Annotated in this window: 19 protein-coding genes and 2 pseudogenes; 7 read left to right on the top strand and 14 right to left on the bottom strand. The window is 71.8% G+C overall.

Annotation, left to right across the window (positions count from 1 at the left end; genetic code table 11):
• Positions 1-972, top strand: a 972-nt coding sequence (locus tag ACFWM7_RS20890; RefSeq protein ID WP_383262766.1) for a hypothetical protein, incomplete at its 5' end; no start/stop codon positions are given.
• A 47-nt stretch (positions 973-1,019) separates the two neighbouring features.
• Positions 1,020-1,457 (top strand): GNAT family N-acetyltransferase, encoded by a 438-nt coding sequence (locus ACFWM7_RS20885; RefSeq protein ID WP_383262763.1) that lies wholly within the window; start codon positions 1,020-1,022, stop codon positions 1,455-1,457.
• A gap of 38 nt (positions 1,458-1,495) precedes the next feature.
• On the opposite strand, the gene ACFWM7_RS20880 is transcribed toward ACFWM7_RS20885, so the two are convergent.
• From ACFWM7_RS20880 to ACFWM7_RS20865, 4 genes and pseudogenes are all read right to left on the bottom strand, one after another.
• Entirely contained in the window at positions 1,496-1,963 is a 468-nt protein-coding gene (locus ACFWM7_RS20880) for a GNAT family N-acetyltransferase (protein ID WP_383262761.1), read from the bottom strand.
• A gap of 41 nt (positions 1,964-2,004) precedes the next feature.
• Positions 2,005-2,808, bottom strand: a complete 804-nt coding sequence (locus ACFWM7_RS20875) for an SDR family NAD(P)-dependent oxidoreductase (RefSeq protein WP_383262760.1) — start codon at positions 2,806-2,808, stop codon at positions 2,005-2,007.
• Positions 2,805-4,046: a serine hydrolase domain-containing protein gene (locus ACFWM7_RS20870; protein WP_383262768.1), complete on the bottom strand. Its 1,242-nt coding sequence runs from the start codon at positions 4,044-4,046 to the stop codon at positions 2,805-2,807. The genes ACFWM7_RS20875 and ACFWM7_RS20870 overlap by 4 nt, the downstream gene beginning before the upstream one ends.
• Before the next feature lie 110 nt (positions 4,047-4,156).
• A pseudogene (locus ACFWM7_RS20865) lies at positions 4,157-4,499 on the bottom strand (AAA family ATPase); the annotation flags it as partial.
• 127 nt (positions 4,500-4,626) lie between these two features.
• Here ACFWM7_RS20865 and ACFWM7_RS20860 point away from each other — a divergent pair.
• The gene (locus tag ACFWM7_RS20860) at positions 4,627-5,073 is read left to right on the top strand and encodes an SsgA family sporulation/cell division regulator (protein WP_383262758.1); all 447 of its coding nucleotides are present in this window, start codon (positions 4,627-4,629) and stop codon (positions 5,071-5,073) included.
• Positions 5,074-5,222: 149 nt separating this feature from the next.
• Here ACFWM7_RS20860 and ACFWM7_RS20855 read toward each other — a convergent pair whose 3' ends face one another.
• Together ACFWM7_RS20855 and ACFWM7_RS20850 are read right to left on the bottom strand one after the other, a co-directional pair.
• Entirely contained in the window at positions 5,223-7,454 is a 2,232-nt protein-coding gene (locus ACFWM7_RS20855) for an MMPL family transporter (RefSeq protein WP_383262756.1), read from the bottom strand.
• A 124-nt stretch (positions 7,455-7,578) separates the two neighbouring features.
• On the bottom strand, positions 7,579-8,151 hold the full coding sequence (locus tag ACFWM7_RS20850; protein ID WP_383262754.1) for a TetR/AcrR family transcriptional regulator: 573 nt from the start codon (positions 8,149-8,151) through the stop codon (positions 7,579-7,581).
• Positions 8,152-8,322: 171 nt separating this feature from the next.
• Here ACFWM7_RS20850 and ACFWM7_RS20845 point away from each other — a divergent pair, with 171 nt between their 5' ends.
• The gene (locus ACFWM7_RS20845) at positions 8,323-11,715 is read left to right on the top strand and encodes a S41 family peptidase (protein ID WP_383262751.1); all 3,393 of its coding nucleotides are present in this window, start codon (positions 8,323-8,325) and stop codon (positions 11,713-11,715) included.
• A gap of 225 nt (positions 11,716-11,940) precedes the next feature.
• Positions 11,941-12,327: pseudogene (locus tag ACFWM7_RS20840) on the top strand (aromatic ring-hydroxylating dioxygenase subunit alpha); the annotation flags it as partial.
• 201 nt (positions 12,328-12,528) lie between these two features.
• On the opposite strand, the gene ACFWM7_RS20835 reads toward ACFWM7_RS20840, so the two are convergent.
• From ACFWM7_RS20835 to ACFWM7_RS20820, 4 genes are all read right to left on the bottom strand, one after another.
• On the bottom strand, positions 12,529-12,723 hold the full coding sequence (locus tag ACFWM7_RS20835; protein WP_205086348.1) for a hypothetical protein: 195 nt from the start codon (positions 12,721-12,723) through the stop codon (positions 12,529-12,531).
• Positions 12,724-12,881: 158 nt separating this feature from the next.
• On the bottom strand, positions 12,882-13,775 hold the full coding sequence (locus ACFWM7_RS20830; protein WP_383262749.1) for an SDR family oxidoreductase: 894 nt from the start codon (positions 13,773-13,775) through the stop codon (positions 12,882-12,884).
• On the bottom strand, positions 13,772-14,725 hold the full coding sequence (locus ACFWM7_RS20825) for an alpha/beta fold hydrolase (RefSeq protein ID WP_383262747.1): 954 nt from the start codon (positions 14,723-14,725) through the stop codon (positions 13,772-13,774). The genes ACFWM7_RS20830 and ACFWM7_RS20825 overlap by 4 nt, the downstream gene beginning before the upstream one ends.
• Positions 14,722-16,323, bottom strand: a complete 1,602-nt coding sequence (locus tag ACFWM7_RS20820; protein WP_383262746.1) for a flavin-containing monooxygenase — start codon at positions 16,321-16,323, stop codon at positions 14,722-14,724. The genes ACFWM7_RS20825 and ACFWM7_RS20820 overlap by 4 nt, the downstream gene beginning before the upstream one ends.
• A 168-nt stretch (positions 16,324-16,491) precedes the next feature.
• Between ACFWM7_RS20820 and ACFWM7_RS20815 the strand changes: the two genes are divergently transcribed.
• A complete protein-coding gene (locus ACFWM7_RS20815; protein WP_205086349.1) occupies positions 16,492-17,133 on the top strand; it encodes a MerR family transcriptional regulator in 642 nt (213 codons plus the stop codon).
• A gap of 73 nt (positions 17,134-17,206) precedes the next feature.
• Here ACFWM7_RS20815 and ACFWM7_RS20810 read toward each other — a convergent pair whose 3' ends face one another.
• Positions 17,207-18,022, bottom strand: coding sequence for an exodeoxyribonuclease III (locus ACFWM7_RS20810; protein WP_383262743.1), 816 nt, complete (start codon positions 18,020-18,022; stop codon positions 17,207-17,209).
• Positions 18,023-18,071: 49 nt separating this feature from the next.
• Here ACFWM7_RS20810 and ACFWM7_RS20805 point away from each other — a divergent pair, with 49 nt between their 5' ends.
• Positions 18,072-18,560, top strand: a complete 489-nt coding sequence (locus ACFWM7_RS20805; RefSeq protein WP_383262741.1) for a GNAT family N-acetyltransferase — start codon at positions 18,072-18,074, stop codon at positions 18,558-18,560.
• A gap of 10 nt (positions 18,561-18,570) precedes the next feature.
• On the opposite strand, the gene ACFWM7_RS20800 is transcribed toward ACFWM7_RS20805, so the two are convergent.
• The 3 genes from ACFWM7_RS20800 to ACFWM7_RS20790 form a co-directional block, all read right to left on the bottom strand.
• Positions 18,571-19,356: an SAM-dependent methyltransferase gene (locus tag ACFWM7_RS20800; RefSeq protein WP_383262740.1), complete on the bottom strand. Its 786-nt coding sequence runs from the start codon at positions 19,354-19,356 to the stop codon at positions 18,571-18,573.
• A 151-nt stretch (positions 19,357-19,507) separates the two neighbouring features.
• Positions 19,508-19,969 (bottom strand): GNAT family N-acetyltransferase, encoded by a 462-nt coding sequence (locus tag ACFWM7_RS20795; RefSeq protein WP_383262738.1) that lies wholly within the window; start codon positions 19,967-19,969, stop codon positions 19,508-19,510.
• A gap of 46 nt (positions 19,970-20,015) precedes the next feature.
• The coding region (locus ACFWM7_RS20790; RefSeq protein ID WP_383262736.1) for a CAP domain-containing protein at positions 20,016-20,684 on the bottom strand (669 nt) is incomplete at its 5' end.

Genomic DNA, 20,684 nt, shown 5'->3' with positions numbered 1-20,684 from the left:
GGCGTCATCCACATCACCCTCCCGCACACCGACCGCTTCACCGTCGTCGGCAACCACCTCGCCCAGCACCCCGACCTCAGCTGCACCGCCGTCGGCATCGCCGTACGCATCCAGTCCCTGCCCCAAGGCACCGAGGTCAGCATCAAGGCACTCGCCGCCCGCTGCAAGGAAGGCGAGAAGCGCATCGCCGCCGCCCTGCGCGAACTCGAAGCCCACGGCTACCTGCAACGCGTCCGCGACCGACTGCCCAGTGGCCGGATCATCACCCGCACCGTCTTCTGCAACCAGCCCGCCGCGCTGCTGCACCCTCGCCGCCCGGCAGCGGAGGCACCCGCGCCCGCCCCCGTGCAGGTGCCTGCGCCTGTACCCGTGCCCGTACACACTCAGGTGCCCGCGCCTGACCCCGTACGCATTCCGACGGCTGCGCCGCCCGCGCCGGAGGCCCCCGTGACCCCGCCCGTTCTGCCATCGCCCGCGCCGTCAGCCCCGCTCTTCGTGCCGCGCGTACCACCCCCGACCGCGCCCAAGCCGCCGCGTCCGCCCCTCCCCCAGCCCAGCCAACTCACCCCGGAACTCGACCGCGCCGCCACCGTGCTCCTCGGCGATCTGCACCGCCACGCACCCCAGTTCTTCCTGTCCGAGGACGACGTCCGTCGGCTGGTTCCCGGAGTGGCGGCCTGGCTCGAACGCGCAGCCCGTCCGGACGCCATCCGCCGTGCCCTGACCGATGACCCGCCCCACCCCCTCAAGCACCCGGTCAAGCTGCTCACCTACCGGCTCACCGAGCTGCTCCCGCCCGCACCTCCCGGCGTCGACGACCTCGCCGCGCTCGCTCGTCCCCGTATCACCGTCACGCCCTTCCAGACCTGCGACGACTGCGAACGCGCCTTCCGCTCCCCCACCCCAGGCCACTGCCGCGACTGCCGCGAAACCCGCGCCTGCCGAGCCGCATACGCGCGGGCCGCCGCCTGAGCGGCCGTGCCGCGAGCCGAGATCGCCGGTGGCTACCATCCAGACCCATGACTACCGCCCGAGACAGCGAAGCCGGATACGAGATCGACACCGATCCGGACCGCGTCGACATCGACCTCGTGCACCACTGGCTCTCCACCGACGCCTTCTGGGCGCTCGGCCGCAGCCGGGACCTGGTCGAGCGGTCCATGCGCGGGTCGCTCAACTTCGGCGTGTACGACGGCGAAGGCGCGCAGGTCGCCTACGCCCGGGTCGTCACGGACCACGCCACCTTCGCCTGGCTCTGCGACGTCTACGTGGATCCCGCGCATCGCGGCCGGGGTCTCGGCGTACGGCTGGCGACCGCCGTCCGCGACCACCTCACCCCGTACGAACTCAAACGCACCCTGCTCGCCACGCTCGACGCCCACGAGCTGTACGGCAAGGTCGGGTTCACCCCCGTGCCCGACCCGGAGATGTTGATGATGCTCGGCCCGGCGACGTAGAAGCGCGGCCGACGGCACGAGCACTCACTTCGCCGCCGCTACGTCCACTCCGCCACGATCTCCCCGTCCTCCTCCACCCCCGTCGGCCGGAAGCCGAGCGCGGCGTACAGGTGGGCGGCCGCCTCGTTCTCCGGGGCGTACGAGAGGCGTACGGCGGTGCCGGGCTCGCGGGCCGACAGCCAGGCCGCCAAGGTCCGTACGGCTGCGCGGCCGATGCCCGCGCCCTGGTGGGCGGCGTCGATCAGCATGCCGCCGATCCAGTGCGACCCGTCCTCGTCCCGGCCCCACATGATGTGCCCGGTCACCTCGTCACCGGCGAGCACCGCCAGGGAGTGCCAGGTGTCCTCGCGGCTCGTCAGCACGAGGTAGCGGGCGGCCAGGGCCGGAACCCAGTCGCGTTGGTCGTCGCGGGGTGCGCTGTCGGCGACCGCCCGCCAGTTGTCCGCGTCCACCTCGTGGAGGGTGACGGGGCGGCCGGTTCTGTCGGTGTGTCCGTGGTCGATCATCCGCGCAGGGTAGGTCGCCCCGGCTTGGCGCGGCCACGGGTTTACGGCTGCGCCATCGCCTGCCGGAAGCCCGTGTTCACGGCGAGGATGCCACCGTCCACGCGCAGCGTCGTCCCGGTGATCCAGGCCGCGTCGGCGGAGGCGAGGAAGGCGACGGCCGACGCGATGTCCTCGGGGGTGCCGATGCGGCCGAGCGGGTAGAGGGCCGCCGCCCGGGCCAACTCGGCGTCGCGGCCCGCCCAGGCGTCGGTGCGGATCGTGCCGGGGGCGACCAGGTTGACGCGTACGCCGCGCGGTCCGGCGTGGCCCGCGAGCGTACGGGTCAGGCTGGCCAGGCCCGCCTTGGCCGCGCTGTACGCATGGCCGCCGAAGTCCTGTTCGCCGTTGACCGAGCCGATGGTGACGATCGCCCCCCGGCCGGAGGCGACCAGGTGCGGCAGGGCGGCGCGTGCGCAGCGGAACGGGCCGGAGAGGGTGATGTCCAGGTCGCGTTCCCACCCCTCGTCGCTCTCGTCCTCGAAGAGTTCGGCGTCGTTGCTCGCCGCGTACGCGTTGTTGACCAGGACGTCCAGCCGACCGAAGGTCTCGACCGCGTACGCCACGGCCGCCTCGACCGCCGTCCGGTCCGCCACGTCGCAGGCGAGGGAGGCGGCGGTGCCGCCGGCCTCGCGTACCGCCGCCGCCGTGTCCGACGCGCGCTTCGCGTCGAGGTCGGTGACGAGGACCGATGCCCCTTCCGCTGCCAGGCGGTGGGCTGTTTCCGCGCCGATGCCCTGGCCGGCGGCGGTGATCAGGACGCTGTATCCGTCGAAGCGGGCCGAAGTCCCGGGTGTCACAGGTGTCATAGCGCCGACCGTACTGCCCTGACCAGCGCCTGGGCACGGGGGTCGGCCGTCACACCCTTCTGGAGGCCGTTGGTCACATAGCCGAGCGCGATGCCGGACTCGGGGTCGGCGAAGCCGAGCGAGCCGCCGCGCCCCGGGTGGCCGAACGAGCCCGGGCCCAGCAGCGGGGCGGCCGGCCCGTGCAGCATGTAGCCCAGGCCGAAACGGGTGTTGACGACCAGCACCCGGTCCGGGCCCGCCGATTCCTCCGTGCGGGCCAGGGTGAGCGTGGCGGGGGCGAACAGGCGGCGGTGGCCGTCGACCGGGCCGATCATCGCGGCGTAGCAGCGGGCCAGCCCCCGGGCGGTCGCGACGCCGCCCGACGCGGGGAGTTCGGCCGCGCGGTAGGCGAGGTCGTTCTCGTCGGGGAACGGGTCGATCGCACCGAACGCCCGCCGGGTGAGCGAGTCCGGGTCGCGGTAGGCCTCGACGACGGAGCGTTTGGGGCGTACGCGCAGGGCGCCCGACGCCCCGGCCGCGGCCGGGGGCTCCACGGGGCCGATACGGCCGATGCGGTGGGCCTCGTCGGCGGGAAGCCCGAACCAGAAGTCGAGGCCGAGCGGGCGGGCGATCTCCTCGGCGATCCAGCGGCCGATGGTGCGGCCGGTGGCGCGGCGGACCAGTTCGCCGATCAGCCAGCTGTAGGTCTGGGCGTGGTAGCCGTGGTCCGTGCCGGGCTCCCACTGCGGGCGCTGGGCGGCGACGGCCGCCGGGCCGGAGACCCCGTCGGCAGCCTCGGCGGGGGTGAGGGCGGTGTCCAGGGCGGGGATCCCGGCCCGGTGGGCGAGGAGGTCGCGGACCAGGACGCGTTCCTTGCCGTTCGCCTTGAACTCCGGCCAGTAGGTGGAGACCGGGGCGTCCAGGTCGACCTGTCCGCGCTGGTGGAGCAGGAGCGGGACGGCGGCGGCGATGCCCTTGCCGGCCGAGCGGACGATCTGGACGGTGTCGACGGCCCACGGTTCGGTGCCGTCGACGTCCCTCGTACCGGCCCACAGGTCGACGACCTTGCGCCCGTGGCGGTAGACGGCGACGGCCGCGCCGCGCTCGCCGCGCTGTTCGAAGTTACGGACGAAGGCGTCCGCGACCGGTTCGTATCCGGGCGCCACCGTGCCCCGTACGTCGACGGTCACGGCCACATCCGTGGTCGCTGCTGCCTCCGTGCCGGATTCCGCTTCCGCGCCCGAACCCGCCGTGCTCACTCCCGCGCTCCCGCTCATCCCCCCATGGTGCACGTCCCGGCGGGGTGTTCGGGGGGCGGGTCGCCGTGACCACCGGGCTGTCACCATCTGTTTACGGTGACGGAATCTAGCTACGGTGACGGAACGCCGACCGTGCTCGGGTCGAAGCCGAACGGCAGTTCCAGCCGGTGGGAGCGCATCAGCTTCTCGTCGCGGAGGAGGTCCTGCGTACGGTCGTCGGCGGACGCCCTCGCTGAGGATGACGGCGCGCGGGCAGAGCTCCAGGGCGTACGGCAGGTCGTGGGTGACCATCAGCACGGTGACGTCCAACGAGCGCAGGATGTCCGCCAGTTCGCGGCGGGAGGCCGGGTCCGGGTTGGACGAGGGCTCGTCCAGGACGAGGATCTCCGGGTCCGTCGCGAGGACGGTGGCCACGGCGACGCGGCGGCGCTGCCCGAAGGAGAGGTGATGCGGGCTCTCCTGCGAACCATGCGCAAGAGCACCAGCAAAGGCAGAGCGAGGAAATGCGCGCTCACCGTGCCGCTTCTGCGAAATATGGGACATTAGAGAACAGAGCTACACATATAGGAGGAGCCGGCCTATGTCCCCAGTGATCGAAGTACATGCACGCGCCCGGCTCATCACCGATGGCCCTCTGACCCGCCCGGTCCCCGTCGACCTGCGCTACGACCCGGCCGACGAACGGCGCACCGTCCACATAGGGCTGCCCGACGGCACCGACTGGGCCTTCGGCCGCGACCTCCTGGAACGCGGCCTGCGCACCCCGATCGAGCGCGGCGCCGTCCGCATCTGGCCGTGCGGCCGTACGCAGCTGATCGTGGAGCTGCACTCGACGGACGGGGTCGAGGTGTTCCAGTTCGAGATCCGGACGCTGATCCGCTTCCTCGCCCGCACCCGCGCGCAGACACCGGCCTCGCCGGCCACACCGCCGGACGCGGGCCGCGAACCACAGCCGCCGTCCCGCACGACCACCACCACCACCGCCGCCGCCCGCCCAGACCGGGGCGCCCAGCCGGCCCGCGGCTGAGCAGCGTTCCGCAGACGCGCGGAAAGCCCCCGTGCCGTTGGCACGGGGGCTTTCGCAGTGCCCCGGTCCCCGTCCCCACAGGTAACCGGCGCTTCCGGGGCCGCGCTCCGCTCAGACGCGGACCCCGGAGTCTTCACCGTCCGGACGGGTCAGACGCGGACGAGTTCACGCTCACCCTCGCCGCCGCCATCACCGGACCCGGCGGAACCGGGCTCGTCGGCCAGCTGCTGCTGCAGCTTCTCGCCCTCCACGTCCACGTTGGGCAGCGCCCGGTCCAGCCAGCGCGGCAGCCACCAGGCCTTCTTGCCGAGCAGAGCCAGGACCGCGGGCACGATCGCCATGCGCACCACGAAGGCGTCGAAGAGGACGGCGATGGCGAGCGAGAAGCCGATCATCTTGATCATCTGCTCGCTGGAGCCGATGAAGCCGGAGAAGACCGCCATCATGATCACGGCCGCGGCCGTGACCACCCGTGCGCCGTGCTTGAAGCCGGTGACGACGGCCTGGCCCGGGCTCTCGCCGTGGACGTACGCCTCGCGCATCCGGGTGACGAGGAAGACCTCGTAGTCCATCGCGAGACCGAAGACCACACCGACCATGAAGATCGGCATCATGCTCATGATCGGACCGGTCTGCTCGACGCCGAAGAGCGAGCCGAGCCAGCCCCACTGGAAGACCGCGACGACCGCACCGAGAGCCGCGACCACCGAGAGCAGGAAGCCCAGGGCCGCCTTCAGCGGGACGAGGATCGAGCGGAAGACCAGCATCAGCAGCAGGAACGCGAGGCCGACGACGAGCGCCAGGTAGGGCAGCAGCGCGTCGTTCATCTTCTGCGAGAAGTCGATGTTCATCGCGGTGGCGCCGGTGACCAGGACCTCGGCCCCGGTGTCGGCCTTGATGTCCTTGCCCGCGTCACGGATGTCGTGGACGACCTCCTCCGTGGCGTGGGAGGACGGGCGGTCCTTCGGGATGACCGTGATCGTCGCGGTGTCGCCGGCCTTGTTGAAGGCGGGCGGGAGGACGGCGCTGACGCCGAGCGCCTCGATCTCCTCGGCGACCCGGTTGGCCGCGGCCTTGCCGTCGGAGCTGTTCTTGATGTCGACGACGGTCATCAGCGGACCGTTGAACCCGGGGCCGAAGCCGTCCGAGAGCATGTCGTACGCCTGGCGCTGCGTGGTCGACTTCGGCTGGGCGCCGTCGTCGGGCAGGCCCATCTCCAGCGAGGCGGCCGGTACGGCGACGATGCCGAGGCCGAGGACGCCGACGAGCATCACCCAGACCGGCTTGCGCAGCACGAACCGCGCCCAGCGGGTGCCCATGTTGGGCTTGGCCTCGGGGCTCTTCTCCGCCTCGGCGGCCTTACGCGCCTTGCGCCCCATGATCCGCTTGCCCGCGAAGCCGAGGGCGGCCGGGACGAGGGTGAGCGCGATGAGGACGGCGATGGCGACCGTACCGGCGGCGGCGAGGCCCATCTTCGTCAGCATCGGGATGTTGACGACGGCGAGGCCGGCCAGGGCGATGACCACGGTCAGGCCCGCGAAGACGACCGCGGATCCGGCGGTGCCCACGGCCCGCCCGGCGGCTTCCTCGCGCTCCCGGCCCTCCGCCAGTTCGGCGCGGTAGCGGGAGACGATGAAGAGGGCGTAGTCGATGCCGACCGCGAGGCCGATCATCATGGCGAGGATCGAGGTGGTGGAGCCCAGGTCCATCACGCTGGCCAGCGCGGTGATCGTGGAGACCCCGATGCCGACCCCGACGAGCGCGGTCACCAGCGGCAGCCCCGCCGCGATCAGAGAACCGAAGGTGATGACGAGGACGACGGCCGCGATGGCGACGCCGATGATCTCGGCGGTCCCGGTGTGCGGCATGACCTGGAGGGCGTCACCGCCGATCTCCACCTTCATGCCGCTGTTCTGCGCGTCCTTGCCCGCGTCCTCCAGGGCGTCCCGGGTCGCGTCGGTCAGCTCCATGGAGTTGACCTTGTAGGAGACCGAGATGTACGCCGTCGAGCCGTTCTGGCTCACCGCCTTCTGCTGGAAGGGGTCGGCGACCATCGCGATCTGGTCCGAGCCGGACTGCAACTCCTTGACGATCCCGGTGATCTCGCGCTTGTTCTCGGCGTCGGTCACCTTCTCGCCCTCGGGCGCCTGGAAGACGACCCGGGCGGTCGCGCCGTCGGCACTGCCGCCGGGGTTGCGCTCTTCCAGCAGGTCGAAGGCGCGCTGCGCCTCCGTACCGGGGATGGAGAAGGAACTTGAGGTGGCGGTGGACGCGGTGGCCGCACCGATTCCGGCGACCGCCAGCAACGCCACCCAGATGAGGGCGACGAAGCCGCGGCGGCGGAAGGTGAGCCGTCCGAGCTTGTAGAGGAAAGTGGCCACGGGGGCGTACTCCCGGTCAGGTCGTATGAGTGGAATTGGGCGTGAGGAACCAGCCCGACGACGAGAGCGGCGTGTCAGGTGGAGCTTCGGGGAGAGGGCCGTGCGGGTGGGTGGTGCGGGGACGTCAGACGCCGAGGGCGGGGAGAACCACGGAGTCCACGTAATCCATGAGGAACGCCTGATCGACCGGGCGGTCCTCGATCAGCTGCCGGGCGGCCAGCGCGCCGACCAGCATGTGCGGGATGTACTTCAGCGCCGGATTGTCCGGACGCAGCTCACCCCGGTCCACCGCCCGTTGCAGCATCTGGTCGAAGCCGGTCATCTCCGGTTCGATCAGCAGCTCACGCAGGGCCTGGAGCAGCTCGGGGTGCTCATGGACGGCATGGCTCAGACCCCGCATCAGCGCGGCGTCCTTCTCCATCTGGCAGTCGTCGGTCCGGCTCAGCACGGCGTGGAAGTCACCGCGCAGCGAGCCGGTGTCGATGTCCGACAGGTCGCCCGGCTTGTTGTGCCGGAGCGCCCTCGCGACCAGCTCGGGCTTGGAGCCCCACTGACGGTAGAGGGTGGCCTTGCTCGAACGGGTACGGGCGGCGACGGCGTCCATGGTCAGGGCGTCGTAACCGACCTCGCGGAGCAGGTCGAGGACGGCCTCGTAGAGTTCGCCCTCACGCTCGGGGGTCAGCCTGGTGCGTGCCATGTGCCGACCTCCTTCGCGCTCGTTCTTTCCTGCCGACGGCCTCACTCAGCATCGAACGAAACCGTTTCGTACACCTGAATCGTACTCCCACCCTCCAGCGAAACGAAATCGTTTCGCTTGTGTCCTGCACCACAAGTTGCCCCGGGCCCCGCGCACCGAAAACATTGGGGGGTGAGTGACGACGTCGCGTATCTCCGTTTCCCGCACCTCCACCAGGACTTGCTGTGCTTCGCGGCCGAGGACGACCTCTGGGTCGCCCCCCTGGCCGCCGCGGGGCACCGGCCGGGACGGGCCTGGCGGGTGACCGTCGACCGGACCCGGGTGAGCCATCCACGCTTCTCGCCCGACGGCGACTCCATCGCCTACACGACCTGGCGCACCCTGGACCCCGAGATCCACCTCGCCCCGGTGGCCGGCGGCCCGGCCCGTCGGCTCACCCACTGGGGGTCGACGGACGCCCGGGTCTGCGGCTGGACCCCCGATCCGGCCGACTCCAGCCACATCCTCGCCGTCTCCTCGCACAACCAGCCGTTCTCGTACTTCTCCTGGGCCTACAGCGTCCCCACCGACGGCGGCCCCGGCGGCCGGCTCCCGTGGGGCCCGGTCTCCGACATCGCGGTCGCCGACATCGACGGCGAGCGCCGCACCCTGCTCCTCACCGGGACGCCCCCGCACGAGCCGGCCGCCTGGAAGCGTTACCGGGGCGGGGCCATGGGCCGCCTGTGGCTGCACGGGGAACGCCTGCTCCCGGACATCGACGGGCACCTCGCCAACCCAATGTTCGTCGGCCGCCGCATCGCGTTCCTCTCCGACCACCAGGGCGTCGGCAACCTCTACTCCTGCCGGACGGACGGCACCGACCTGCGCCGGCACACCGACCACGACGCCTTCTACGCCCGTAACGCCTCCAGCGACGGCCACCGGGTGATCTACCAGTGCGCCGGCGACCTGTGGCTGGTCGAGGACCTGGAGTCGCCCGACGCCACCCCGCGCAAGCTGGAGGTACGCCTCGGGGGCCCGCGCACCGGACGGCGCGTCCACCAGGTGCCGGCCGCCAGCAACGTCGACTCGCTCTCCGTCGACGAGACGGGCCGGGCCAGCGCCGTCACCGTACGCGGCAGCCTCTATTGGCTCACCCACCGCGACGGCCCCGCCCGCACCATCGCCGACACCCCGGGCGTACGGGTGCGGCTGCCGGAGATGCTCGGCAGCGGCGGGCAGGTCGCGTACGTCACCGACGCGGACGGCCCGGACGCGGTCGAGATCGCCTACCTGCCGCGCGCCAGCGGCGACCGCCCGCCGCGCAGGCTGGCCACCGGGCAGCTGGGCCGGGTGCAGGAGATGATCTCCGACCCGGAGGGCGAACGCCTCGCCATCGCGTCGAACGACGGCCGCCTGCTGCTCCTGGATACGGCCGAGCCGGAGGCGGAGCCCCTGGAGCCCGAGGAGAAGGCACCGAGCGGCTCGACCCGGGCCGACCTCCACGCGGCCACCGGCGCGGCGGCCCCGGACAGCGCGGCCCCGGTCGACGAGCACCCCGGCCTCACCGAGGTGATCCGCTCGGTGAACGGTCCGGTACGCGACCTGGCCTTCTCCCCCGACGGCGACTGGCTGACCTGGTCGCACCCGGGCGTCGGCCGCTCGCTACGGCAGATCAAGCTGGCCCGGATCTCCGGCCCCGGCGCGCCGGTGATCGTGGATGTCACCAACGGCCGCTTCGAGGACGAGAACCCGGTCTTCACGGACGACGGCCGCTATCTGGCGTTCCTCTCCTGGCGCGGCTTCGACCCGGTGTACGACGTCCACACCGGCGACCTGTCCTTCCCGCTCGGCTGCCGCCCGTACCTGGTCCCGCTCTCCTCCGCCACCCCCTCCCCCTTCGCGCTCTCCCCGGACGGGCGCCCGGCTGCGGGCGGCCTGGACCCGGTGGACGTACCGGACGGGGGTACGTCGGAGGGGTCCACGGTCATGGTCGAGTTCGAGGGCCTGGAGAGCCGGGTGACGCCGTTCCCGGTCTCCGCCTCCAAATACTCGGCGCTCGCTCCCGTGAGCGGCGGCGGCCTGGTATGGCTGCGCTGGCCGATCTCCGGGGCGCTGGGCGAGACGTTCGCCAACCCGGCCGACATGTCGGGGCGGCCGACCCTGGAGCACTTCAACATCGCGAAGGCGCGGAAGACCGAACTGGTCGACCACCTCGACTGGTTCGCGGTCAGCGGCGACGCGTCCCGCCTGGTCGTGATGGACGACGGCGAACTGCGCGCCCTGCCCGCCACCGAACCGGGCGACGGCGACTCCACGGTCTTCCTGGACCTGCGCCGCATCCTGCACGAGGTCGACCCGGGGGCGGAGTGGCGGCAGGCGTACGGCGAGGCGGGCCGCGTCATCCGCTCCTACTTCTGGGAGCCGGACATGTGCGGCATCGACTGGGACGGCGTACTGGACCAGTACCGTCCGCTGGTCGAACGGGTCGCGTCCCCCGACGAGTTCGCGGATCTGCTGCGCGAGGTGCTGGGCGAGCTGGGCACCTCGCACGCGTACGTCTCCCCCGCCCGCCGCAACGAGGGCCCGCCGCACTACCAGCGGGCGATCGGCCTGCTGGGGGCCAACCTGGTGTGCAGGGACGGTGCTTGGACGATCCAGCGCATCCTGCCCGGCGACTCCTCGGACTCCAAGGCACGCTCACCGCTGGCGGGTACGGGGATCAGGGAGGGCGCGGTCCTCACCCACGTGGACGGCCGCCCGGTGGACCCGGCGGCGGGCCCGTACCCGCTACTGACGGCGGCCGGCGGCACAACAGTGGAACTGACCTTCTCCCCGGCCGGCGGCGGCCCCTCCCGGCGGGTGGCGATCATGCCCCTGGTCGACGAGCGCCCGCTGCGCTACCAGGACTGGGTGGCCAAACGCCGTGATGTCGTACGGGAGTTGAGCGGCGGAAAGTGCGGCTACCTGCACATCCCGGACATGGGCGGCTCGGGCTGGGCCCAGTTCAACCGGGACCTGCGCCTGGAGGTCTCCCGCCCCGCCCTGATCGTCGACGTAAGGGGCAACGCGGGCGGCCACATCAGCGAGCTGGTCGTGGAGAAGCTCACCCGCAAGATCCTCGGCTGGGACCTGACCCGCAACGCGCAGGCGGTGAGCTACGCGTCCAACGCACCGAGGGGCCCGGTGGTCGCCCTGGCCGACGAGGCGACCTCCTCCGACGGTGACATGATCACCGCCGCGTTCCGGCTGCTGAAGCTGGGCCCGGTGGTGGGCCAGCGCACCTGGGGCGGCGTGGTCGGCATGACCGGCCGCCACCGGCTGGGCGACGGCACGGTGATCACGGTGCCGATGAACGCGGCCTGGTTCGACACGTACGGCTGGTCGGTGGAGAACCACGGCGTCGAACCGGACGTGGAGGCCCTGCGCACCCCCCTGGACTGGGCGGAGGGCCGCTACGCGGTCCTGGACGACGCGGTCCGCCTGGCCCTGGACCTCCTGGCCGCCCACCCGGCGTCGACACCCCCGTCGTACGACACGGCCCCGGACCTGCGAAAGCCGCCGCTGCCGCCGAGGAATCGGTGAAGGCCGTGGAGCTGTCGATTGTCGGCCTGTTCTCCAGCGGCCCGGCCGTTCGACTGATCGACCTTGCGACGGCAGTGCAGGAATCGGGGGGAAACTCTCTCTGGACGCCGAGATCCGACGCTACATCCGGGTGATCGAAACGAACTGGACGGCGAACGGGAATTGCCCGGCCTATACGGCAGCGGCCGCACTGGACCTCGCCGGAAAATCCGTATCGGCATCAGGAACCAGACGCTGGACCTGGTCCCGGAGAAGGCCGACCACCCGGCGCTGCGCCTGTGGGCGGTGTACGTGCCCGAGGACGCGGAGCAGCGCGTCTGCCACGCGTACGGGCTGCTCATGATCGAGAAGCCGAGGATTCCCGCCGCCCTGAACGTGGCGTGGCCGTTCATCCGGCACTTCACGGACCGGGTCTTCGCGGAGGACCGCACGGCCGTCGAGGCCGAACAGCGAGCGTGGGACGAGCAGGGCGAGGACCGCAACCACGAGGGCTTCAGCCTGGTCCTGGACGTCCGCGACGTACTGCGCACCAACGGCGTCCCGCTCGGCCCTCGCGCCGCCGCCAACGCCCGCCCCTGCGAAGGCCGGACGCGCGAGGACCTGGTGCCCTGACGCGTGTCGGCGCGGCTCACAGACGTCCTCAATCGCCGGACGGGCTTGAATGAGCCCCGGCCGGCCCGACACCCACCAAGCCCGCGCCCACGGCGGCCCCCGCACAAGAAGGAGGCGCACCCGGTTGCCCGGATGCGCCTCCTGACGCGACGCGTACGCACGCGCTGACCGCAGCACGTACGCGTCACACCTCAACGACCGTCAACGGTCAAAACGCTCGCGCGCCTGGTCCTTCGCGTCCTGGGCACGGTCCTTCATGCCCGAGGAGGAGTCCGACCGCTGGTCGCGAGCCTGGGAGGCCCGGTCCTGGGCCTCGTCCTTGCCCTGACCGGCCTTCTGCTTGGCCTGGTCGGCGAGCTCCTGCGCCTTGTCCTTGAACTGGTCTGCGATACCCATGCTGTTCACTCCTGTGGGATGCGTGGGAGGGGTGTGGGGACGGCCCCAGCGGGGCCGTGCTCAGCGTTACACGCCCCGACATCCCGCGCATTTCGGACCACTACCCACCGTGACACACCCCCTGACGCGCCACCATGACGCATCACCGGGCCCACCCCTTACGCCCGGTCCACCCGCTCCGCCCGCACGTCCTGGTCCGCCGCTCCCCCGGCCCCCACCAGCCCCTTGGACACGGTGTGCAGGCGCGGTTCGAAGCGCCGCATCTCGCGCTGTCCGCCGATCGCGATGACCGAGGGCAGGTAGCCCCGGACCGACTGCATCCCGCGCAGCCACCACTGCGCGTACACATGCGGGGAGCGGCGCGCGATGCCGTCCACGATCCGGTCGACGGCCGGGCCGAGCGGGTACGTGCGGTTCATCGGCCACGGCAGCCGCTGCCGCAGCTCGCGCATCACGTCGTCCTGGTCCGCACCGCGCACCATGTCGGTGTCGGTCCAGGAGAGGTAGCCGACGCCGACCTTGACGCCCTTGTAGCCGACCTCGGCGCGCAGGCTGTGCGCGAAGGCCTCGACGCCCGACTTGGACGCGCAGTACGCGGTCATCATCGGGGCCGGCGTGATCGCGGCCAGTGACGCTATCTGCAGGAAGTAGCCGCGGCTCTCCATCAGCACCGGCAGGAAGGCCCGCCCGGTGACCGCGCCGCCGATGAGGTTGACCTCGATGACCCGCCGCCAGGCGTCCGGGTCGGAGTCGGCGAACGGGCCGCCCGCGGCGACGCCCGCGTTGGCGACGACCACGTCGACCTTGCCGAACCGCTCCTTGACCTCGCGCGCCACCTGCGCCATCGCCTCGTGGTCGGTGACGTCGGCGAACCAGTGGTCGCTCTCGCCGTGCAGCCGCTCGGAGACGTGCTTCAGCTCGTCCGGCTCCAGGCCGACGAGCGCGAGGGTCGCCCCGCGTGCGGACAGCTTGCGGGCGAGCAGTTCGCCCACGCCCCGGGCCGCGCCGGTGACGACGACGACCTGGCCCTCCAGATTCCGCTTGCCGCTCATGCGACGTCCTCCTTCTCGGCCGGGGAGGCGTTCCCCCTGGCGTCCGCTCCCGTGCTGACGTACCGGGTGACCAGCTCCCTGATTTTCGCCGAGACGGCCTCCGGGGCCTCGACCGGCGTCATGTGTCCCATGCCCGTCAACTCGGTCAGACCAAGGCCGACCGGCAGGGCGTCCGCGATGGCCCGCGCGTGGACCGGCGGGGTCAGCCGGTCGTCCGTGCCGGCGATCACCGCGGTCGGCACCCGCAACTCCCGTACGCTCACCTCAAGGTCCAGCTCGGCGAGGACATGGCCCCACTCCACCCGGGCCCGGCGCGGGCAGGCGTGCACGATCCGGGCGCAGGCGTCCACCCGGTCCGGAGCCGAACCCCGCCCCATCGTCGCGTACTTGAGAATCTTCCTGGAGACCGGGTTCACCGGCCCCAGGGGCGCTTTCGCGCCCAGTACGGCGGCGGTCAGCCGGGTCCGCAGCGCACCCGCACGGAACGGCAGGACCAGGGCCTCGGCGGTCAGCCGCGTAACTCCGGTGGAACAGAGCAGGACGGCGGCGGCGTGCTCGCGCACTCCGGGGCGGGCGGCCGCGGCCATCACCGTCATCCCGCCCATGGAGTGCCCGGCGAGCACCGCCTTGCGGCCCGGCGCGAGCGTCCCGGCGAGCACCGCTTCGAGGTCGTCGGCCAGCGCGTTCGTGCTGTAGCCGCCGGGGCCCGGCTCGGGGGTGAGCCCGTGGCCGCGCTGGTCGTAGGCGATGACCCGGTGGTCGGCGGCCAGGTCGCGGATCTGGGCGTCCCAGAAGCGGGTGTTGCAGGTCCAGCCGTGGGCCAGGAGGACGGCGGGCGCGTCCTCGGGGCCGTGCAGTTCGACGTGGATCCGCGACCCGTCGGCCGACCGTACGGTCAACTCGGCGGCAGGCACGGGCGGTACGGTGTCGCGGTGCAGGAGCCGGCTCATCGCGTGGCCTCCTCGGCGACGGGCCCGGCTTCCGACACGGCGGTGGTCACGCTCTCGCGGTCGGTCCGGCCGGGCTGCTCCGGTACGCGCCCGGCTCCGACACCCCGCTGCGCACCGCCCGCCCCACCGGCCCGGATCACGTCGTACTCCGCGAGGTCCACCGAACGCGTCTGCCGCCGGAACTCACCCGTCGTGCCCGGCCAGACCGTGGTGTTGCGGCCCTCCGCGTCCAGGTACCAGCTGGTGCAGCCGCCGGTGTTCCAGACCGTGCGCTTCATCCGCTCCTGCACCTTGTCGTTCCACGCGGTGACGGCGACGTCCCGGGCGTCGAGCGCGGCACGGCCGCCCAGCACGTTCACCTGGCGCAGGTAGTCGGCCATGTAGTTCAGCTGGGACTCGATCATCAGGATCATGGAGGAGTTGCCGAGCCCGGTGTTGGGGCCGATGATCGTCATCCAGTTGGGGAACCCGGAGGCGGTCGCGCCGCGCAGCGAGTTCATCCCGTCCTTCCAGGTCTCGGCGAGGGTCATCCCCTCCGCACCGACGACCCGCTCCGCGATCGGCATGTCCGTCACATGGAAGCCGGTGCCGAAGATGATCGCGTCGACCTCGGCCTCGGTGCCGTCGGCGGCGACCACCGTGGAGCCGCGTATCTCGCTGAGCCCGGAGGCGACCACGTCCACATTGGGCTGGGCGAGCGCCGGGTAGTAGGTACTGGAGAGCAGGATCCGCTTGCAGCCGATGCGGTAGTCCGGGGTCAGCTTGGCCCGCAGCGCCGGGTCCTTGATGGCCCGCGCCATGTTGGACTTGGCCAGCTTCTCCACCAGGCCCAGCTGGTCGGGGTGCTTGGTGAAGGCGCTCACCTGCAACTCCCGTATCCCCCACAGCAGTCCACGGCGTGCGGTGCCCGTGGCGGGTATCGCCCGGTGGAGCGCGCGCTCGGCCTTGCTGATGGTGCGGTCCATGCGCGGCATGACCCACGGCGGCGTGCGCTGGAAGAGCGTGAGCTTCGCGGTCTTCGGCTGTATCGCCGGGACGATCTGGATCGCGGACGCGCCCGTGCCGACCATCGCGACGCGCTTGCCGGCCAGGTCGTAGTCGTGGTCCCAGCGCGCGGAGTGGAAGACCTTGCCGGGGAAGGAGTCGAGCCCGGGTATGTCGGGCATCTTGGGGTCGGAGAGCGGCCCGGTGGCGGAGACGACGACATCCGCGCGCAGGACGGAGCCGTCGGCCGACTCGATCACCCAGTACAGGTTCTCCTTGTCCCAGCTCATCAGCTTCACCTCGTGGTTCAGCCGGATGTGCGGGCGGAGTCCGAAGGTGTCGGCGACGCGCTCCAGGTAGGCCCGGATGTGCTCCTGGCCGGAGAAGGTGCGCGGCCAGTCGGGGTTGGGCGCGAAGGAGAAGGAGTAGAGGTGGGACGGTACGTCGCAGGCGCAGCCGGGATAGCTGTTGTCGCGCCAGGTGCCGCCCACCGATCCGGCGCGCTCCAGGACGACGAAATCGGTGATGCCTTCGCGGCGCAGGCGGACGGCGGCCCCCAGGCCCCCGAATCCGGTTCCGATCACCGCCACACGTACGTGCTCCTGCTGGGCCATGCTGCCGCCTCCCGCGGTACGTCACGCGACTGTGCCAGCAATCACTGGCATGGTTCGGAGAGTAGAGCAGGACCGTACTGATGGGTAGGGGGCAGACCGAGGAAAGTTACCGGCGGTACAACATAGGGTGCCCCTGTGGCTGAAGGACGCGAGCACCGCGAATACCGCATGGAGGAGCTGGCCAAGGAGGCCGGCATCACCGTGCGGACCCTGCGCTTCTACCGCGAGCGCGGGCTGATCCCGCCGCCCCGCCGCGAGGGCCGTATCGCCTGGTACGACGACCACCACCTGGCCCGGCTGCGAACGATCGCAGGCCTGCTGGAGCGCGGCCACACCCTCAACGGCATCGCCGACCTGGCGGCCACCTTCGAGAGCGGCCGCGATGTCGCCGAGGTGCTGGGCCTGGGCGAACCGACCGAGGAGACCCCGGTCCGCCTCACCCCGGAGCAGCTCGCGGACTACTTCGAGGGCGAGGTCACTCCGGAGAACCTCGCCACCGCGCTGGACCTGGGCTATCTCGCCACCGACGGGGACGAGATCGTGCACATCAGCCGCCGCCTCCTGGAGGTGTCGGCCGAGCTCGTACGGGAAGGGGTGCCGCTGTCCACGGTGCTCTCCTCGGGCCGCCGCGTCCGCGAGCACGCGGACGCGCTCGCCGAAATCTTCGTACGCGTACTGCATGCCCATACGAAGGAGACCGAACCCGCCCAACTGCGGCCGCTGGCCCGGGCGGTGGTGGACGCGGAGCTGTCGATGGCGCTGGACCGGAGGCTGCGCCGCGAGGACGGCACGCAGCCTCCTAAGGCGTAACGACCCGGCTGCCCGGACTTCAGCCCGCAGTCAACCGCGACGGGCCTACCGCTCGTAGACGACCGTGACGGGGCTACCGCTCGTAGACGACCGTGACGGGCGCGTGGTCGCTCCACCGCTCGCCGTGTGTGGCCGCCCGCTCCACCCAGGCCTTCACCGCGCGCCCGGCCAGCCCGGGGGTCGCCATCTGGTAGTCGATGCGCCAGCCGCTGTCGTTGTCGAAGGCGCGCCCCCGGTACGACCACCAGCTGTACGGCCCCTCGACGTCCGGGTGCAGCGCCCGCACGACGTCCACGTACGCGGCCTCCTCCAGGACCCGGGTCAGCCAGGCCCGCTCCTCGGGGAGGAAGCCGGAGCTCTTGCGGTTGGCCTTCCAGTTCTTCAGGTCGGCCTCCTGGTGGGCGATGTTCCAGTCGCCGCAGACCACGACCTCACGGCCGTCCGCCGCCGCCCTCTCCTTCAATCCCTGGAGGTAGGGCAGGAAGGCGGCCATGAAGCGCTCCTTCTCGTCCTGCCGCTCGGTGCCGACCTCGCCGGAGGGCAGGTAGAGGCTCGCGACGGTCACCCCGGGAAGGTCGATCTCGACGTACCGGCCGCTCGCGTCGAACTCCTCGGCCCCGGCGATCCCGAAGCCGCCGAAGCCGGTCTGGACGCGCTCCGGAGCCTGCCGCGAGTAGAGCGAGACGCCCGCGCGGCCCTTGGCGGCGGCGGGCGCGTGGACGGTGTGCCAGCCCTCGGGAGCGCCCACCCCTTCGGGCAGCTGGGCGAGCTCGGCCCGCACTTCCTGGAGGCAGACCACGTCGGCGTCGGTCCCCGCCAGCCACTCGACGAAGCCCTTCTTGGCGGCGGCGCGAAGCCCATTAACATTCACAGAAGTAACGGTCAGCATCCCCGAACAGTACCTACTCCACCCCACGCACAGATATACGATACTCAGCATGCTTATTCATTCTCGGCCCTTCGACCACCCCGACGCCGTCAAACTCAATGACCAGGTGCAGCTCGAATACGCCGAGCGCTACGGCGACGAGGGCGATGTCACACCGCTCGACCCGTCGATGTTCGTGCCGCCCCACGGTCTGTATCTGCTCGCCTACGACGAGCGGGACCGCCCGGTGGCGACCGGCGGCTGGCGGACCCAGTACCTCAACGACGAGGGCTACGAGGACGGCGACGCCGAGATCAAGCGGATGTTCGTGATCCCCGAGGGCCGCGGCAGGGGCCTGGCCCGACGGATGCTGGCCGCCCTGGAGGAGGACGCCCGGGCGGCGGGCCGGACCAGGATGGTCCTGGAGACCGGCGACCGGCAGCCGGAGGCCGTCGCGCTGTACACCTCGTGCGGCTACACCGTCTGCGAGGTGAAGTTCGGCCACTACCGGACGTACGACAGCAGCATCTGCATGGCCAAGCCGCTGCGGCAGCCGTGAGGGGCGGGGGTCAGCACAACCGCGCGACCCCCACGTAGAACCCGCTGCGCTCCTGCGCGGGCGCGGGCGGCTCCTGATACCACTCGGCGGCGGGCACCAGGCCCGGCGCGACCAGCTCAAGACCCTCGAAGAACGGCTCGACCTCCGCACGGGTCCGCATGCGCAGGGAGATGGCCCCCTTCCGGTACGCCTTCTCCGTCTCCTCCCGCAGCTCCGGGTGCTGATCGGCCGTACCGTGCGACAGCACGAGAAAGCTCCCCGGGGCCAGCGCGCCGACGAGCGTCCGCGTGATGCCGTACGGATCCTCCTCGTCCCGCAGGAAGTGCATCAGCGCGATCAGGGACAGGGCGATCGGCCGGTCGAAGTCCAGCGCCTTCCTCGCCTGTTCGAGGATCGACTCCGGCTCCCGCACATCGGCGTGCAGATAGTCCGTCGCACCGGCCGGGTCGCTGACCAGCAGCGCCTCCGCATGGCGCAGGACGATGGGGTCGTTGTCCGCGTAGACGATCCGGGCCGCCGGGGTGATCCGCTGGACGATCTGGTGCAGGTTGGGGGCGGTGGGGATGCCGGTGCCCACGTCCAGGAACTGGTCCACCCCTTGCTGCGCCAGCCAGGCGGCGGCCCGGTGCATGAAGGCCCGGTTCCGCGCGGCGTTCGCCCGCGCCTCGGCGGGCAGCTTCTCCCCGACCTCCTGGTCGACCGCGTAGTTGTCCTTGCCGCCGAGCAGCCAGTCGTAGACGCGCGCGGGATGGGGCTTGCCGGTGTCGATCGGGTCGCGCTGCGCGGCGGACGTCACAGGAGCCACTCCTCCGTACGGAATCAGAGCCGGGCCGGGGACGGATCCAGGGCCGGATCCACGGGCGTATCCAGGGCCGGGGCCCGGGCCGGCGCCTCGGAAAAGCGTACGCCGTCTCCCGTTCAACCGACCACCCGCACAAGGCGGTTGGTCACGCACTCCCGCCGAGCACCAGAAGCACGTGCTCGTTCTCCCCGTGCCGCACCGTGCCCGCCGCCGTGAACCCGCACTTCTCCAGCAGGCGTACCGAGCCGGTGTTGCCGACGGCCGGATCCGCGTACAACGGGCGGGCCGTCTCCCGCTCCAGGAACGCGGTCAGCGCCACCGTACCGATGCCCCGGCCCCAGTACGGACGGCCGAACCAATAGCCGATGAAGCGCCGGTCCTCCTCCCACCAGGCCACGATGTTCCCCGCCGTCTCGCCGTCCACGACGACCGTCTGCACGAAGTTGGCGGGATCCCCCAGCACCCGCGTCGTCCAGTGCGACATGAACGCGTCCCTCTCCCGGGGAGGGAACCGTGATCTCCGGACCGCCTCCGGGTCGTGCTCGTACGCGAGAAACACCTCCAGGTCCTCGGGCACGACATCCCTGAGCTGCACACTGTTCTCCATGCCGACCGAGCCTGGCACCCGCCACTGACAATCGGACCGGAGCCGCTCAGCGCGGGGTGGCCAGCACCTGGGTCCAGTAGGGGCCGCGCGGGGAGTCGGCGATGCCCACGCCCACGTGGACGAAGTCGCAGTTGAAGATGTCGTCGTCGCGGCCGGGGCTGTTGCGCCACTCCTCGACGACCGCGGCCGGATCGCTCATGCCGGTCGCGATGGTCTCCCCGACGGCCGACCAGTCGTAACCCGTGGCGCCGACCCGATCGCCCGCCCCGCGGCCCGAGGAGTCGGTGTGGTCGAAGTAGTTCCGCGCGGCCATGTCCTCGGAGTGCCGCTGGGCGACCTCGGTCAGCCGGGGGTCGGTCTCCAGCTCCGGGCAGCCGTTCGCGGCGCGCAGGGTGTTGACCCGGGTGACCACGCGGGCGTCCGGGCCGGGGCGCGGCTCGGCGGGCTCGCGCGCGGGCGCGGTGGGCGACGGGGAGACGGCGGGCGGGCGGGTGGCCGTACGGCTCGGAGCGGGCGTGGGTGTGGCCGTGGACGGCGTGGGGACCGGCTCGGCGGGGGCGGCCGCGGGCGGCGGGGAGGGGCTGTACGTGACGCCCCCGCCCCGGGATTCGGGCGGGGCGGGGGCGGAGGGCCAGATCAGTACGGCGAGGGCGGTCACGGCGGCCGCCCCGGCTATGAGCCCCGCCGCCTTCCCGGCCGAGAACGCGGCCGGGGC

Source organism: Streptomyces sp. NPDC058375, assembly GCF_042723425.1.
In the GTDB taxonomy this organism is placed as follows: domain Bacteria; phylum Actinomycetota; class Actinomycetes; order Streptomycetales; family Streptomycetaceae; genus Streptomyces; species Streptomyces durocortorensis.
This window is presented reverse-complemented; position numbering and strand designations above follow the sequence as displayed.